Below are 17,411 nucleotides of genomic sequence, written 5' to 3' on the forward strand. Positions count from 1 at the left end.
GAAGTGCAGAGATAAAATGAAATGTCCGAGCGTTGTAACATTTCACCTCAATTTTCAATGAATTTTTTTAGCCGCTGTAACATTTCGCGGACATTTGGGTTTTACAATACACTCATCAACAGGTAGGAAACCTTGAAAGGAGTTTTGAATATGAGCGTTTTACAGACGATTGACCTGAAAAAGTATTACGGTACAGAACCGAACATTACCCGCGCCCTTGACGGCGTAAATTTCTCCGTGGAGGACGGCGAGTTTGTGGCTGTTGTGGGAACCTCTGGTAGCGGCAAGTCCACCCTGCTTCACATGATGGGCGGGTTGGACACTCCCACCAGCGGAACCGTGATTGTCCGAGGCGAAGAACTGGCAAAGAAGAACGACGAGCAGCTTACCATCTTTCGCCGCCGCAACATCGGCTTTATCTTCCAGAACTATAACCTTGTTCCCATCCTGAATGTGTATGAGAACATTGTCCTGCCGGTGGAGTTGGACGGGGACACGGTGGATCAGAAGTTTTTGGACGAAATTGTTCACCTACTGGGGCTGGAAGATAAACTGAAAAATATGCCGAACAATCTATCCGGCGGACAGCAGCAGCGTGTGGCTATCGCCCGCGCCTTGATTACCAAACCGGCTATCGTGCTGGCGGACGAACCGACCGGCAATCTTGACAGCAAGACCAGCACTGAGGTGCTGGGGCTTATCAAGCGCACCAGTGCGGAGTTCCGGCAAACCGTTGTGATGATTACCCACAACAACGATATTGCCCGTCTTGCAGATCGGATTGTCCGCATTGAGGACGGCAAAATTGTGGAATAAGTAGGGGTGGCAGACTATGACATGGCCTTTTGAAAATGATACCAGTAACATTGAAAAGAAACTGGCAAAGCGCAGTTTGCACCATGAACGGCAGCGTAATTTATTTGCAATCATTGCTCTTGTGCTAACTGCATTTATGATAACTGCGACATTCAGTATTGGTTTTAGTTACTTTGAAACCTACCAAATGCAACAAATTCGGTTAATGGGAACTACCGCTGATGTCGGAATCACAAATGTAACAGAAAATCAGTTGGTTGACATTTCAAAATCAAACCTTGTCCTTGACGTAGGTATACAGCAGCGTTTAGGCAGTGTTGATACAGAGCAACTGCAAAATGCGAGATTAGGTATAGTTTGGATAGATGATACCGAGTGGGAACACCACCGTCTTCCTACTATATCAGGTGTTGTAGGAAATTACCCATCAAGTAAAAACGAAATTATGCTACCTACATGGGTGCTTGAACAGATGGGCATTTCTGATCCGCAAATAGGGATGGAGATTGTGTTGTCGTACCAAATTGGCGATAGCTATAATTATGTCTCAGACACCTTTTTGCTGTCGGGCTACTATACGGACTACATTCCAATGCGCACAAATAATCGTGGTTATGTTTATGTTTCATCCGCTTTTAAGGATAGCTTAAATGTATCACTGGATAATAGTGTTACGGCAATGATCCGTTTTCAAGGCAATGATAATGCTGACAAAAACTGTGAAAGATTGCGGCGTGAGATTGACTTTACAGAAGGGCAAACATTTGAAATTGCACCATTAGAACAGGCAAATGGTGGAACTATTATTTTAGCTGTAATAATTTTAGCAGTTTTTATATCCTTTAGCGGCTATCTGCTGATTTATAATATTCTTTATGTCTCTGTCGTAAAAGATGTGCAATTCTATGGCCGTCTTAAAACGATTGGAACGACCCAAAGGCAGATAAAAAGAATTATCTATAAGCAGGCAATCAGAATCTCTTGTATTGGTATTCCGATTGGTCTGTTACTTGGTGCGGTTGTTTCCTTTGGCATTGTTCCTTACTTCCTGAATATGATGTATTCAACAAATTCTGATGTGGGAACAAAAGTATCTTTTTCGCCGTTTATTTTCATAGGATCGGCCATATTTACGTTCATTACCGTTATGATTGCAAGCATGAAGCCCGCCAAAATTGCCGGAAGTGTTTCACCAATAGCAGCACTCCAATATACAGCAGCCAGCACAAAGAGCAGCGCCAGAAATTGTAGCAAAATGAAGTTGTCCAGAATGGCATGGAACAATGTCTTTCGTAATGCTAAGAGTACAACCCTTGTTTTTGCATCGCTTTTTTTCGGCCTTTCCTTGTTCCTTGTCGTCACAGGGCTATTACATGGTTTAAGCCCGGAGAATTATGTGAGCCAATGGGGAGTAAGCGATTTTGCACTCACATATAGTATCCACGAAAGAGAAGATTTAATTTCCAGCGAAATGGTTTCAGAGATTGGTCAGCTTGACGGCATTGAGAATTTGAGGTTGACCTATGCACCTTATCCTCAAGTAGCAGCAGATAGCAAAACATCCTTAGATCAATCATATCGAAGCGGAGCAGATTTTAGCTGCTCCGCTTCTTTAGTATTTTTCAAAAAATTCTTTTGAAATGTCCGAGCTTTGTAACAATTCAGCCTGTTTTTCTGTCGAAATCAAAGGCACCTCGGACATTTATAGTTCTTCCAAAAGTTTGATGATAATATTACCATTCATGGAAGAAGCAATCTGTTATTGCAATAATGCGAAATTGACGATAGAAAGTTTTTCATATCTCGGTCAGCTCAACAATTACATTACTCTGCTGATACAGCCAGTCCGCAAATTCTTTCGGGCTGGCCATTCCTGTTTTTACAGCTTTTTTTCTCTGTAAGGCTTCTTTCTTAAAGTCAGCAAAGGCAGCCTGTATTTTTTCCAGACGGTCAGCCGGAAAGCCTGCGGTATTTTTTACCCGGTTTATTTTGTTGCGCCAGTTCTGGCATTCATTTTTATAAAGCAGGTCATAGTTATTTTCTCTTGCCCTCTCGTCAAATTCCCGCTTGTTTTGAAGCGCCTGTGCTTTTCGGCATTTGTCACTGCACAGCTCATATCGCTGGCTCTTTGCCAGAAAATATTTCCCGCAGACCTTGCACTGCCGGAAACAAAGCCCCCAGTCATTCAGCCTGTTCAGATAATAGGTAATCAACGGGTAGAGGGACGCATAGGCAGACACACATTCTTCTGTGCGCCGGTTGTCCGGGAACCAGAGGTCAAGCCGGGTATCTTCTGACGGTGCGCCTTTGAAATAAAGGCTGCCAGCTTGAAAATGTTTCGGTTTTCCTGTCTCCCTGTCAAAGCTCATGGTTTCGTTTTGGAATACCCCGGTCAGTCTGCTCATTTTATCCATGAAGCGGTCACAGGCAGCGTTACGGTCACGGGGTTCTCTGGCAAGCAGATAGCTGTTCCAGATACGGAACGCCACATACATTTTCAGAGGGTCATTGCTAAGATATTTTCCCCAGAGAAATTCGCTTGCCGTCTGCTCCAGCTCCGGCTGTTTCCATCGGTTGGAGCGGAGGGCTTGCCGCAGCGGAGAAAGCCCGTATAAGTTCCAATCTCTGTCCGTGTCACGCTCAAAGTTTATCAAAAAAGTCCCCAGCGGGCGTTTCATATCACAAAGCACCTCGGCGTTTTGGCTCCCGTTCAGCTGGAAGCGGATCTGCTGTTCTTCCCCAATCAAAATCCGCTCTTTCATTTTCTTCCTGTCCAGCGTCAGGACAAACAAAATCCTCTCAAAACATGGCTCATGCCGTATAAACTGATTCTCCATCCCTATCCCCTGCCTTTGTCTATGGTAATTATATAATTTAGTTATATCCGTTACACTCATGGTAACGCAGAAGCATTGTTTTGTCAATGATGGTCCGCTATGATGATTGTAGTTGGTAATTTCGTACCACACAGTACCTTGACAAGTGAATGACCGTCCAAAAGGGATATGACCGGCAGGAGAAGTGACGCATCCGGCGCACCAATGCAGGGAAACACCGCAGGAATGGGGCAGGAAAACGGCTTTGGGGGAGAACGGCAACAGGAAGCATTTTAACCTATTTGATTTATGGGAGGAACAGAATGAACGATAAAAAGAGATTGAACAGCTACGAGGATTTACCTCTGGTTCTGGATGTGGCGGACATCCAGCGGATTATGGGAATTTCAAGAGCGAGCGCCTATGAGCTGGTACACACCCCCAGCTTTCCGGCGTTCCGCAGGGGCAGGCTTATCAAGGTCAGCAAAATTGCTTTCTTTGAATGGATGGCAAAAGGCTCTGAAACCGTACCGGGAAGCGACAAATAAGCGTGAGGTATTATCCCCTGACTGCAATACCGCCGCACTTTCCAAAGGGGCATACAGAGGGAAAAACCTTAAAAATGATACCGAAACGCTACGCCAAAACAGCCTATCTGCGTACATCAGATAGAAACGGAGGAAGGAGCCGGTTATGGCAAGAATGAGCAACAAGCGGCGGCTGGAATGGTCTTTCTTCTTAAATGACCGCAGCCGTATCACTTACAACGAACTGTGCCGGAAATGCCAGCACGAATGTAAACAGAGCTTCCGGGCGGTTGTGGTTGACTGCCCGAAGTATCTTTCCAAGCGTTCCAAGAAAAAGGACAAGACTGCCGGAAACGGCAAAATCCCTTAGGAACTAAGGGCGCACTTCTATACATAGTCTAAAGACCATGTATCGTGCGTCCTGCGGAGCTTACCTCTGCCGCTGATAAAATCAGCAATCCGAGGTCTGCGTTCGCTTCGCTCCGACAAGGTGGCTACACCCCCTTGCGCCGCTAAAGCGGCTATCCCCTGTGTACCCGCCGCAAAGAGAAATCCGCTCTGCGGTTTTCCCTTTTCATCGGGTTTTATAGAAGCACTGACACACGGACTGTCTGCGGATGGTCTTTCTTTATCTTATCAGCAAAGGATGTGAGAACATGGAAAAATCTTTGGAACAGTTGAAGCAGGAATATGAAAAAACCACTGTCCTGCTGGAACAGGAAAAACGGAAAATGCAGCGTTTGAAAAACCGGCAGGCGTATCTGGAAAGCGGTTCCCGGAAACAGAGGACGCACCGGCTGATTACCCGTGGGGCAGCTATTGAGAGCATTGCACCACAGACAAAGGAGCTATCCGAAGCGGAATTTTATTCCCTCATGGAAAGCATTTTGAATCTGCCGCAGGCGGAGCATTTCATCCGGTCTGCCACAGAGAACCACGCCCGTATTTCCGGGCAGGAGAAAGGCGGTGACTAAGGATAGCACTTTATCATTTTTCAATCGCACAGATCAAGCGCAGCGCCGGTCAGAGCGCCATTGCCAGCGCAGCCTATCGAGCCGGGGAGCGTCTTTACAGCAGCTACTATGGAGAAGTCAGCGACTACACCAAAAAGGGCGGCGTGATCGCTTCGGAAATCATGCTGCCGCCCCATGCGCCGGAAATATATCTTGACCGGGCGACCCTCTGGAATGCTGTGGAGAACTGCGAGAAACATCCAAAAGCACAGCTTGCCTATTCCTTTGATATTGCCATGCAGAATGAATTGACGCTGGAAGAAAACATGGAGCTGGCGAGGAAGTTCGTACAGGAGCAGTTTGTGACAAAAGGCATGATTGCCGACCTTGCTTTTCACAGCCCGGAGAAAGAGGACGGCGGCATCCCTAACCCGCATTTTCATGTGATGACAACCATGCGCCCTTTGAACCCGGATGGCACATGGGGACAAAAACAGCGTCGGGAATATCTTCTTGATGAAGATGGAAACCGAATCCGGGATAAAAACGGCGATTATATGTTTAACGCTGTCCATACAACAGACTGGCATGAGCCGGAAACGCTGGAACACTGGCGGGAGCAGTGGGCGGCTGCCGTTAATACAAAATTTGAGGAAAAAGGGCTGGATGTGCGTATCGACCACCGTTCCTATGTGCGGCAGGGGCTTGACCTGATACCTACTGTCCACGAGGGAGCTAATGTCCGGCAGATGGAAGCAAAGGGCATCCGCACCGAGAAAGGGGAACTGAACCGCTGGATTAAAGCCACCAACCGGCTCATGCAGGATGTGAGGAAGAAGATCAAAGCCCTGTTTGTCTGGATGGCAGAGGTAAAAGAAGAACTTTCCAAACCGCAGACACCGAGCCTTGCCGACCTGTTGATCGCTTATTACAACCAGCGCAACGCAGGGGCATGGAGCAATAAAGCCAGAACCGGAAACTTAAAGCAGTTTGCCGAAGCCGTCAATTATCTGACGGAAAACAAGCTGCTCACATTAGAGGATTTGCAGGAGCGTCTTTCCTCTGTCAACGAAGAATTTGAAGCGTTAAGCGACTCCATGAAAAAGAAATCTGCCCGGATAAAGGAATTGCAGGAATTGATACGGGAGGGCGAGAATTACCAGCGGCTAAAACCTGTTCATACGGAATTGAACAATATCAAGTTTAAGAAACAGAGGGAGAAATTTGAAACATCCCACGATGCGGAGTTACGGCTGTTTTATGCCGCCCGCCGTATTTTGAAAGAAAAACTGGACGGAAAACCCATTGCCCTGAAAGCATGGAAACAGGAATACGCACAGTTAAAAACAGAGTATGCCGAACTGTCTCCGCAGCACAAGCCACTCCGGGAGGAAGTCATACGGCTACGGCAGGTGCAGAACGCCGTAGATACCGCACTGCGCCGGAGGGAGCAGCCACAGGCAGTACAGAGAAAGAAACATGAGATGGAGCTATGATATAACCGGCAGCTTTACCGCTACCAGTATTTTTATGGAGGGAGCATTTGAATGTATTTGAAGCGGTGAAACAGTCTGTTACCACCCGGCAGGCTGCTTCATTCTATGGAATCCGGGTGGGGAGAAACGGCATGGTCTGCTGTCCATTCCACAATGACCGCACGCCCAGCATGAAAGTGGACAGCCGCTTTTACTGCTTCGGCTGCGGGGCTTCCGGGGATGTGATCGACTTTGCCGCTTTGCTGCATGGATTGGGGAAACGGGAAGCTGCGGTCAGGCTTGCGGAGAACTTCGGCGTTTCCTATGAGAAATCCGGCAATGCGCCGCCAGATAGGAAGCGTCACAACAGGTCACAGCCCCGACAAAAATCAGCGGAGCAGAGATTTCAGGAAACGGAACGGTATTGTTTCCGGGTGCTATGCGATTATCTGCGCCTGCTGGAGCATTGGAAAACAGCACACGCCCCACAGCCGCAGGATGCCATCTGGCATCCTCTTTTTGTGGAAGCGTTGCAGAGGATAAGCTACACAGAATACCTTTTGGATATTTTGTTATACGGAGAAATAGAAGAAAAAGCGGCATTGATCGCCGCACAGGGAAAGGAGGTGTTGCGGCTTGAACAGCGAATTTCAGAGCTTGCCGCCGGAAACGCAGGAAGCGGTCAAAAGGACGATGGACACAATGGAACCGGCGCAGACACCGGCAGAAATCCGGGAAACATTAGAGGGGACGCAGAAAGGCGGCGTGAAGAACAGCATCCGAAACTGCCTGACGGTGTTCCAGCGTGACCCTCTGTTTCGCGGGGCGCTGCGCCTGAACCTTTTGACGGAGCAGATTGACATTGTGAAGCCGCTGGGCTGGGAGCGCACCAGTACCACGCTGACCGACATGGACATGAACTACCTGCTTTTGTATCTGGAAGAAAATTACGGGCTTACCAGCGAGAAAAAGGTGCAGAGCGCCATCAAGATTGTTGCCAATGAAAACCGCTACCATCCAGTCAGGGATTACCTGAACAGCCTGCAATGGGACGGCACAGAGCGCATCCGTTACGCCCTGCATCACTTTCTGGGAGCCGATACGGACGAATACACCTATGAAGCCTTGAAACTGTTCCTGATGGGAGCCATCCGGCGGGTATTCAGACCGGGGAGCAAGTTTGAGGTCATGCTCTGTCTGGTTGGTGGTCAGGGAGCCGGGAAATCTACCTTTTTCCGGCTGCTGGCAGGCAGGGACGAATGGTTTTCAGACGATTTGAAAAAGCTGGACGATGAAAATGTGTACCGCAAGCTGCAAGGGCATTGGATTATCGAGATGTCGGAGATGATTGCCACAGCCAACGCCAAGAGTATTGAGGAAATCAAGTCATTCTTAAGCCGCCAGAAAGAAACCTACAAAGTGCCGTATGAGACACATCCGGCAGACCGGCTGCGGCAATGTGTATTTGGAGGGACGACCAACCGGCAGGACTTTTTGCCCCGTGACCGCACCGGCAACCGGCGCTTTCTCCCCGTGACGGTGTACCCGGAACGGGCGGAGGTTCACATACTGGACGATGAAGCGGCGGCGAGGGCGTATATCGAACAGATGTGGGCGGAAGCCATGACGGTTTATCGCAGTGGGAAGTATAAGCTGTCATTCAGCATAGAAATGAACCGATACCTGAACGCCCACCAGCAGGACTTTATGCAGGAAGACACACAGGCCGGCATGATCTACGCCTATTTGGAGGACTACACCGGCGACAGGGTATGTTCCAAGCAGCTTTATGAGGAAGCGCTGGGGAACTTAAATTCCCCGGCAGACTGGGAGACACGGGCAATCTGCGAGATTATGAATACCGGCATTGCGGGCGGCATCATACAGGGCTGGGTAGCCTACAAAAGCCCGAAGCGGTATAAGAAATACGGTTCTCAAAAAGGCTGGGAGCGTGTCAACCAAGCTCCGCCGGAGGGGGACGGTTTTCAGGAAATCACGGAAGAAGAAGCCCGGCAAATGGAACTTCCATTCTGAAAAGCCACCGGTTGACAGTTTGGTTGACGCTTTGGTTGACAGCCGGTTGACGGGGAAAAGCCTGATATTTGGGGCATTTCTCTCCTTTGTCAACCATGTCAACCAAGAAATCAAAGAAAAAGTAAAAAGTAATAATAGAGCGCCTATGGATTGTTTTCAAAGTCTTTTCTGCCGGTTGACACGGTTTGGTTGACACGGAGACAGTCTGCGGCTGTGCACCTGTCTGACATTCCCTTGTCGGGCATATTTCATTTATGGAGGTAACTGCCTATGGCAAAAAGCAAAAACGAGAGCAATAACAAAAACAGCGGCACCCTGCTTACCGAAAAAGACGGCACCCAGTATTTTGTCATGGGGAAAGTCCGTATCAAGGTATCGGAGCATTTCGCACAGGATGGGAAGCCGCTTGACAGCCTGCTGGAAGATGTGATCCAGCACGCTGCCGCCGCTTCCTGAAAAAATACGGAATAACGACTGTCAATCAGCCCACGCTTATGATATACTTGTACCAGCGAGTATTGTATAAGCGTGGGTTGTTTCTTTTAGAAGGAGGATTTTTAACCGTGAAACAACCATACAATACAACGATTTATAACACTGCACTATATTTGAGATTGAGCCGTGACGATGAATTACAGGGGGAAAGCGGCAGTATCCAGACCCAGCGCATGATGCTTAGACAGTATGCCGCAGAGCATGGGCTGACCGTTGTAGACGAGTACATTGACGACGGATGGAGTGGGACAAATTTCGAGCGTCCAAGTTTCCAAAGGATGATTGATGACATCGAAGACGGGAAAATCAACTGCGTTGTCACAAAGGACTTATCCCGTCTGGGAAGAAACTATATCCTGACCGGTCAGTACACGGAAATCTATTTCCCCAGCAAGGGAGTACGCTACATTGCCATCAATGACAATGTGGACACCATCAACGGAGAAAGCGAGCTTGCACCGTTCTTAAACATCCTGAATGAAATGCACGCCCGACAGACCAGCAAAAAGGTCAAGGCTGCCATGCACACAAGATTTGCCAATGGCGCACACTATGGAGCCTATGCACCGCTGGGCTATGTAAAAGACCCGGACAAAAAAGGTCATCTTCTGATCGACCCGGAAACACGCTGGATTGTAGAGAAGATTTTTGACCTTGCTGTACACGGGCGTGGAGCCGCCAGCATTACACGGATTCTGGTGGAGGAAAAAGTACCTACCCCCGGCTGGCTGAACTATGAAAGATACGGGACTTTCGCCAATATCTACGCCGGTGCGCCCGCAGAAAAAGCCTATGCGTGGACGATAGCACAGGTCAAGAGCATTTTGAAAGAGGAAACCTACATCGGTCACAGCATTCACAACAAGCAGAGCAACATTTCATTCAAGAACAAGAAAAAGGTGCGGAAGCCGCAGGAAGAATGGTATCGTGTGGAAAATACCCACGAAGCCATCATTTCTGAAGAAGTGTTCCAAAAAGTTCAGGAGCTGATTGCAAGCAGACGCAGGAAACGCAGAAACGGTACGACACAGATTTTCGCAGGATTGATAAAATGTGCAGACTGCGGATGGTCTTTAGCCTATGGGGAAAACAAGCAGAATAAGAACCCATACGGGTACTACCATTGCAGCAAGAACGGGCAGGGATTACGCCAGTGTTCCATGCACTATATCCGCTATGATGTACTGTATGCCTATGTGCTTGCAAGACTGCAATACTGGTCTATGCTGGCACAGAAAGACGAGGACAAGCTGCTGAAACGCCTGCTCAATGCCAGCGACAGGGAAAGAAACTCTGCGAAGAAAAAGCAGGCTGCGGAGCTGAAAAAGGCAGAGAAGCGTAAAGCCGAGGTTGACGGGCTGTTTGCTAAAATGTATGAGGACTGGTCTGCCGGACGCATAACCGAGTATAACTTCAATATGCTGTCCGAGAAGTACCAGAACGAGCAAAAGGAGCTTGAAACAAAAATAAGACAGCTTCACGAAACGATGGAAGCCGCCGTACAGACCGCAGCGGATGCTGAAAAGTGGATTGCCCTGATGAAACAGTATGTCAACCCTGTGGAGCTGACCGCCGAACTTCTGAACACTCTAATTGAAAAAATAACCGTCCACGAAGCTGTCAAGGGCGAGGACGGAAGCCGTGAGCAGGAAGTAGAAATCTACTACCGCTTCATCGGCAAAATCGACTGACCTTTCTTTTTTACCCAACAATATCTTTAATTAAGGGAGACGGGAATGTCTTTCCCAGATACATCGCTTTTGAATAGGCTTTGTATTTTACTTGATACAGATATAGAAAGTATATTGTATGGACAAGAACAGTCAAATCATGGGATGGGAATTTTAATATTAGATAAAAACATTTCACCAGAGATAATAGTATATAATAAACCGCTTATACATTATTTGATTTCACAATTTTTACTTGTTGGAATACGAGAAATAGTAATTGTAGGAAAGTGTATTCCATTACAATTAAAAGATATCAAAATTACAATTGTACCAACACTAAACCAGCGGTTTACTAAGAATAAATTCGTAATTTATGGAAATCAATTTTTATATGGGCCTAATTTGACAAAACATTTTATGAGAGCAATGTCGAGAAAATCACTTACGGTGATTGCGGCAATGAAGGCTAAGGGCGATTATGCTTTAAAGGTTGATAATGACAGAAAGGCTGTCCTTTCTAATGAATTTAATATTAATAAGTATTATGCATTGCCATACGTATTTAATACAAATGTCGAGAAAATACGACCTTTTGAAGAGATAGTAAATGAAAGAGTAAATGTTGAAACAATGGTCAGGGGAATGGTTCATTTTAATTTAAATTGTTTTGAAAAACTCTACGAAATGGCAGGGTTTATTAGAATGATGGAAGAAAATACAGGGGAAAAAATTGCAGATATTACAGATATTGTTGAAAGAAGAACTAGAGTAAACTAATGGTAGGTTTATCTGACAAATTTAAAAGCTATAATTTTAGTAAAAGATGTATAAAATAGAGGTGTTATAAAGAAATGTATAATTTAAAAGGAAAAAAACTATTAATTCTGGCCGGTGCAGGAGTTCATAATAAGGTTGTAAGAGCCGCAAAAGAGATGGGAATTTATACAATTGTAACAGATTATTTACCGGATTCTCCTGCAAAAAAATTGGCGGATGAAGCGTGGATGCTGAATATTACAGATGTTGATGCTATTGTAGAAAAATGCAAGGAGGAACATGTAGATGGCGTTATGAATTTTTGCATTGATCCAGCTCAAAAGCCGTATTATGAAATTTGTAAACGCCTTAACTTACCATGTATAGGAACAAAAGAAACATTTGATGTTTTAACAGATAAAAGAACATTTAAAGATTATTGCGTTCAACATGGGGTTGATGTAATACCAGAATATACAGAAGAAGATGTAATGAAAGGCAATGTTGAATACCCATTATTTATTAAACCGACAAATAGTAGAGGGTCTCGTGGACAGTCAGTTTGCTATTCTAAGGAAGAGGCAATAAAGGGCATTGCTTTCGCAAAAACGGAATCCTCAGATGGTGGATTTGTTTGTGAAAAATACATGGAGAAGTATCAGGATATCGGCTCTGCTTTTTTTGTGGTTGATGGAGAACCTTATTTAGTAAAATTTGGTGATCGGCATTTGGGCAAACCAGAAGATAATTTGAACAAGCAAGTAGTTTGTACAAAATTACCATCGGATAGTTCTGATATGTTTGAAGCGTGTGTGATTGATCGTGTAAAAGAAATGATTAAATCACTTGGAATAAAATTTGGACCAGTTTTTTTACAGGGATTTGTAGATGGTAATACGATTCGTTATTATGATCCTGCTCAACGAATGCCGGGCGGGGATTATGACGTGATTTTGGAAAAGGCAACAGGATTTAGTACTGTTCGTTCATGGATTACATTTGCTTTGACTGGGGATGTAAAAGGGGCAATAGGTAATCCGAAACAATGTTATCGCTTAAATGGTGGGACTGCATTGTTACTTACGGTTACTGTGAGACCAGGAAAAATGGAAAAAATCCTTGGTTTTGATGATGTGTTGAAAATGTCTCATGTCATTTATGGAAGACAAATTATACCAGAAGGAGAAATAATTCCGGCGACAGGAGATATTGCACAAAGAGTTGCGGCCTTTGGGTTACTTATTGATAGGGACGTGGATATTCAAGAGTGTTTGGATTCAGTCTATAATACATATCGTGTATTAGATGAAAATGGTAATTCAATGGTTATTTCAAAATATAGATACGAAGGTGAAAAAAATGAAAAATAATAAATCAGAATATTTAATTAAGTTACTTGATTTTATAGAATGTGATTTTGACACTTTTTCTGATGATGTTAAAGCACAGGCGAAAAAGATGTTTTTGGATCTTGCAGGAGTAATTTGTGCCGGAGCTAAGAACAACACAGCACAAACCATAGCAGCATATGTTAAGGAAAATTATCCAAACGGAGAATATACAGTGCTGGGATCGGGAAATAAAACTAACCTTATAGGAGCAGCACTTGCAAATGGCATGGCAGCTAATGCGTTGGATTTGGATGATGGTTATTCTTTATTAAGAGGACATCCAGGGGCAGGGTTCTTTGGGGCACTTATTTCGGCGGCAGAAAATGCAAAGTGTACTTATGGAGAATTTTTAGCTGCAGTTGTTGTTGCATATGAGATTTCCATCAGACAAGGATATGCTATTAGAGACTTTTATGGCTGGGATCACAGCTCTGGAAGTTATGGAACTTTTGCAACAGCTGCTTCAGTGGGTAAATTGTTAGGACTGAATAGAAATGAAATGGAAATGGCACTTGGAATTGCTGACTTTATTATGCCGGTAACTCCTGCAAAGCGTTCTTGTTATATACCATCTACAAACAAAGATGGCATATATTGGGGACAACATGCAGGAACACAAGCGGTAATGATGGCTAAAGCTGGAATCACAGGAAAAAATCCAGTTATTCTTGATGATGAGTATCTTCATTACATTGATACACTTGGAGAAAAGTTTTATTTCTTCAATTTGTATATTAAATTTTATTCGTGCTGTAGATGGGCGCACAGTCCGATTAAAGCAGTTAAAACAATAATGGAGAAAAATTCTATTGTAGCGCAAAACATTGCTAAGGTAGATATTTATTCGTTTGGGAATGCGGGAACATTGTATAGAAATGCGCCTAAGAATGAGGATGAAGCCCAGTATAATATTATTTATCCGATTGTAGCACAAATATTATTTGGTAATTGCGGTCCGTTGGAGAGCAGTACAGAAAAAATGTATGATGCCAGAGTGGAAGATGTGATTAAAAAAATTGAATTTCATCATGAACCAGAATATGACAAAGTATTTCCGGGAAAACGCTTAAGCCGAGCAGAAATTACAACAAAGGATGGGGAGACTTTCAGATCGGAAGCTTTTGAACCAGATGGGGATCATAATGCAGATGTTAGTATAGATGATATTGTTAAAAAGATTTATAGTATTAACGGAGCGTATTCATCAGAGAAAAATATTAATAATATGGTTAGTAAAATATTGGAGACGGATTATGAAGAACCATTTAGCGATATTTTGAATGCAATTCAGAAATGTGCGATTGAGAATAATATTCCAGAGTTAAAGCACGTATAAGGAGATTGTGAAATGAGCAGAGTTGATTTGGTATATCTTAATGAAGAGGATATGATTGAAGCTGGTGTTAAAGACATGAGCAAGTGTATAGATTGTATTGAAGATATGTTTGTTCTTCTTCAAAAAAAAGATTATAGGATGGGAGGAGAACACGCTAATGAACATGGTATTCGTGTTTCTTTTCCTAAGACAACAGATATTGAAGGAATGCCTACGCATAAGCCAGATTTTAGGTTTATGGCAATGCCAGCTTATCTCGGGGGAAGATTTAAAATATTTGGAATTAAAAGTTATGGATCAAATCCAGATAACGCACAGAAGGGGTTACCAAGATCTATACTTATGATGCAGTTACTGGATGCAACGACAGGTGCACCTTTGGCATATATGTCGGCTAACATTCTTAGCGCTATGAGAACAGGTGCAACATCAGGAGTTGGTGCAAGATACCTTACGGTAAAAAATCCTAAGACGGTGGCAATTATAGGACCAGGAACGATGAGTAGATATACATTAGATGCGTTTATGTCTGCACAACCTTCTATAGATACAATCAGAATCAAGGGAAGAAGTCATAGAGGGATAGATTCCTTTATGACATATTGTAAAAATAAATATCCAGGCATTAAAAAGTATGTTGTATGTGATGAGCTTGCTGAGGTATGTAAAGATGCTGATATTGTATTTTATGGAACAACCAATGCCGCAAAATATGAAGATAATCCAACTGTAAAGAAAGAATGGCTTAAGAAAGGTGCACTGGTTATTTCTGCATCAGCATTGTTGGTTGATACGGATTTTCTGTCGGATAAGGATGTAAAACTTATTGCGGATAACTATGAAATGTATGATGAATGGGGAGAAGGACAGCCGCTTCCTACTCAAAAGAATGTATCTACTCTTTTAGGGATGGGATTTTACGATGCTGTTAGGGAGAAAAAAATATCCAGAGATTCTATTACAGAAATAGGAGAAATTCTTATTGGTGAAAAAAAGGGGCGAGATAGGGAAAATCAAATTATTCTTTATGCAGTTGGCGGGATGCCTATTGAAGATGTCGCATGGGGACATGACGTCTATCAGAATGCGCTTAAAAAAGAAATTGGTATGAAACTGAATGTTTGGGAAATTCCTGCACTTTAATGAAAATATTATAAATAACTAAATGTGTTAACTTCCAATTGTAGGTACAACTAAACAAAGAACTGTTGCATATCAATTGTTAAAAACTGTGAACTTCCAGAAATAAGTACAACTCAATGAAAATGAGGAAATAAAAAATCAGAAGAAAATTCGGGGTCAGACCGTGCGCCCAGTTAATGGCATATAATCCGGCAGGTGGAAATCCTGTCAAATAAGTTGCTAGCCACAGCATTTGAAGCGAGTCTTGGGTGTATGACGGTAACGGCATATGCTAAGTGTAGACAGCAAGGTAATAGGGATAGCTATAGAGCACCGAAATCCCATAAATCAGAGTGCCGACTTTGTGGTCTGGAAGGAAGGCAAAACACGGGTTTATCGTAATGGCGAGATTTCACGTGGCTCTGCGGTGTTGGAGGGAACTATTCATGTTATACAAGGATTATATGTCGACTGTGGGAGAACCTGCATTTTTCTTCCGTAGTGTAAAAGGAAGGTATGCCCGACAACCAAAAGAAGAAAGGCAAAAGAAATGCAGGTAGTCGGAGGCCCGAAAAGTACTGATGAAGGAATGAACAAAATAAATGCCGGAGGGAAGTCGAGATAGAACTGTTCCTCGCAGTTCTGGCCTGCGAAACCATATCAAAGAGGAAACATTAGCTATACACAGAGATAGGAGAACTAATGGAAACGAAATTGGCGAGAATATCACAATTATCAAAAGAGAATCCAGACATGGTCTTTACGTCACTGGGACATCTCATTAACAAAGAGATGCTTCAGAGTTGTCATCTTCAAATGGATGGGGAGAAAGCTGTAGGAATCGACGGAGTTACAAAAGAGGAATATAGTAGAAACCTGGATGAGAACATAGAAAACCTGGTAGAACGTTTAAAGAAGAAATCCTACAAACCCAAACCGGCAAGACTGGTAGAGATACCAAAGGATAATGGAAAGACGCGCCCTCTCAGTATCTATGATGAGATGAAAATAGTATTTGTAATTACCTTACAAGCATCAGAAAACAATAGCCATTCTAAATTCAAACTAGAGTTTAAATTTCAAGATACATTAGGAGAAAAAAGATATAAACAATATGATGAGTTATGTTTTTTTAAAGATGGAAATGGTAACATACATAATGCGAGTCCTTTAACGGCAATGACATATCTAGAAGAAATTAATGAGGAAATAAAGAAAAGACATTCAGATGAGCATTAAATATCTGTTAACTTCCGATCATAGGTACAACTAAACAAAAATTCGTTGCATGTCAATTGTTAAAAACCTTGAAAATACGCCCAAAAACCTGCATTTTTGATTGAAAAAATGCAGGTTTTGCATATTGCGAAGCTAAACGGCCGGATTTGCGGAGCAAAATGGTCGCATTCCGTTTCTAAACAGCCGAATTCCTACCAGTCTATGTAATCCAATCCTTATAATGATAGTAGCCATCCTGGTGATGGTGAATAAATCATTTTAAGGATGATGTATGCAGTTAGACTACAAGAACATCATTATCAAACACTATGCGCTATCAATGTCTGGTAGCGAAATAGCACGTCAGACTGGTTTCAGCAAGCCTAGTGTCAATGACTTCTTGAGAGCATTCAAGAAGTGCGAAGATCTGAACTATCCATTACCAGCAGGTATTACCAACTATGGTAATGCCCTAAAGGTGTATGCACTGCTTTATCCTAATAAGTTAGAAGTAGTCAATCCCAGAAAGTAGCCTGATTACAGCTACATACACAAAGAATTAGCAAAGCTAGGTGTAAATCTCACCCTATTGTGGACGGAATACTACTCCGATTGCTATACATCTAAGTTGACGCCATACATGTGCAGTTTTGTGACAAATATCGCAAATGGGCAAAGCTCACAAAAGCAACGATGCGTATCACACATAAAATTGGAGATGCTACCTATTGATATAAAGGTGCTGGCATTGGATGGCGGTTATGATGTTGGGGCTGTTCATAGAGGACTGGAATTACTT

At 43.7% G+C, this 17,411-nt stretch carries 17 protein-coding genes; 16 read left to right on the top strand and 1 reads right to left on the bottom strand.

What is annotated here, in order from left to right:
* The first annotated feature begins 150 nt into the window (after positions 1-150).
* Together GT508_RS07095 and GT508_RS07100 are read left to right on the top strand one after the other, a co-directional pair.
* Positions 151-816, top strand: a complete 666-nt coding sequence (locus GT508_RS07095) for an ABC transporter ATP-binding protein (RefSeq protein ID WP_015536575.1) — start codon at positions 151-153, stop codon at positions 814-816.
* 16 nt (positions 817-832) lie between these two features.
* A complete protein-coding gene (locus tag GT508_RS07100; protein WP_243144090.1) occupies positions 833-2,455 on the top strand; it encodes an ABC transporter permease in 1,623 nt (540 codons plus the stop codon).
* A gap of 157 nt (positions 2,456-2,612) precedes the next feature.
* On the opposite strand, the gene GT508_RS07105 is transcribed toward GT508_RS07100, so the two are convergent.
* Positions 2,613-3,653, bottom strand: coding sequence for a DUF6076 domain-containing protein (locus GT508_RS07105; protein WP_110104246.1), 1,041 nt, complete (start codon positions 3,651-3,653; stop codon positions 2,613-2,615).
* A 302-nt stretch (positions 3,654-3,955) separates the two neighbouring features.
* On the opposite strand from GT508_RS07105, the gene GT508_RS07110 reads away from it, so the two are divergent.
* The 14 genes from GT508_RS07110 (at position 3,956) to GT508_RS14425 (ending at position 17,144) form a co-directional block, all read left to right on the top strand.
* Positions 3,956-4,180, top strand: a complete 225-nt coding sequence (locus GT508_RS07110) for a helix-turn-helix domain-containing protein (protein WP_110104245.1) — start codon at positions 3,956-3,958, stop codon at positions 4,178-4,180.
* Positions 4,181-4,325: 145 nt separating this feature from the next.
* Positions 4,326-4,529: a hypothetical protein gene (locus GT508_RS07115; protein ID WP_004614949.1), complete on the top strand. Its 204-nt coding sequence runs from the start codon at positions 4,326-4,328 to the stop codon at positions 4,527-4,529.
* Between the two features lie 286 nt (positions 4,530-4,815).
* Positions 4,816-5,133: a DUF3847 domain-containing protein gene (locus GT508_RS07120; protein ID WP_008816380.1), complete on the top strand. Its 318-nt coding sequence runs from the start codon at positions 4,816-4,818 to the stop codon at positions 5,131-5,133.
* Positions 5,134-5,135: 2 nt separating this feature from the next.
* Positions 5,136-6,608 carry a MobQ family relaxase gene (gene mobQ / locus GT508_RS07125; RefSeq protein ID WP_074104019.1) on the top strand — a complete coding sequence of 491 codons (1,473 nt, stop codon included), beginning with the start codon at positions 5,136-5,138 and terminating at the stop codon, positions 6,606-6,608.
* A 47-nt stretch (positions 6,609-6,655) separates the two neighbouring features.
* Positions 6,656-7,396, top strand: a complete 741-nt coding sequence (locus GT508_RS07130) for a CHC2 zinc finger domain-containing protein (protein ID WP_115714956.1) — start codon at positions 6,656-6,658, stop codon at positions 7,394-7,396.
* Entirely contained in the window at positions 7,281-8,621 is a 1,341-nt protein-coding gene (locus tag GT508_RS07135) for a virulence-associated E family protein (RefSeq protein WP_115714955.1), read from the top strand. The genes GT508_RS07130 and GT508_RS07135 overlap by 116 nt, the downstream gene beginning before the upstream one ends.
* A gap of 270 nt (positions 8,622-8,891) precedes the next feature.
* A complete protein-coding gene (locus GT508_RS07140) occupies positions 8,892-9,077 on the top strand; it encodes a hypothetical protein (protein WP_004849804.1) in 186 nt (61 codons plus the stop codon).
* Between the two features lie 107 nt (positions 9,078-9,184).
* On the top strand, positions 9,185-10,807 hold the full coding sequence (locus GT508_RS07145; RefSeq protein WP_008791695.1) for a recombinase family protein: 1,623 nt from the start codon (positions 9,185-9,187) through the stop codon (positions 10,805-10,807).
* A 45-nt stretch (positions 10,808-10,852) separates the two neighbouring features.
* Positions 10,853-11,566 (top strand): hypothetical protein, encoded by a 714-nt coding sequence (locus tag GT508_RS07150; RefSeq protein ID WP_161143879.1) that lies wholly within the window; start codon positions 10,853-10,855, stop codon positions 11,564-11,566.
* A gap of 74 nt (positions 11,567-11,640) precedes the next feature.
* A complete protein-coding gene (locus GT508_RS07155; RefSeq protein WP_161143880.1) occupies positions 11,641-12,915 on the top strand; it encodes an ATP-binding protein in 1,275 nt (424 codons plus the stop codon).
* Complete coding sequence (locus GT508_RS07160) at positions 12,905-14,272, top strand: MmgE/PrpD family protein (RefSeq protein WP_161143881.1); 1,368 nt, start codon at positions 12,905-12,907, stop codon at positions 14,270-14,272. Before GT508_RS07155 ends, GT508_RS07160 begins: the two co-directional genes overlap by 11 nt.
* Positions 14,273-14,284: 12 nt before the next feature.
* Positions 14,285-15,415 (top strand): tyramine oxidase subunit B, encoded by a 1,131-nt coding sequence (locus GT508_RS07165; RefSeq protein WP_161143882.1) that lies wholly within the window; start codon positions 14,285-14,287, stop codon positions 15,413-15,415.
* A 681-nt stretch (positions 15,416-16,096) separates the two neighbouring features.
* Positions 16,097-16,633 (top strand): hypothetical protein, encoded by a 537-nt coding sequence (locus tag GT508_RS14650; RefSeq protein ID WP_243144091.1) that lies wholly within the window; start codon positions 16,097-16,099, stop codon positions 16,631-16,633.
* 271 nt (positions 16,634-16,904) lie between these two features.
* Entirely contained in the window at positions 16,905-17,144 is a 240-nt protein-coding gene (locus GT508_RS14425) for a hypothetical protein (RefSeq protein ID WP_192934792.1), read from the top strand.
* Positions 17,145-17,411: the final 267 nt, after the last annotated feature.

The organism is Dorea sp. BIOML-A1 (assembly GCF_009875615.1).
Classification (GTDB): Bacteria; Bacillota; Clostridia; order Lachnospirales; family Lachnospiraceae; genus Dorea_A; species Dorea_A amylophila.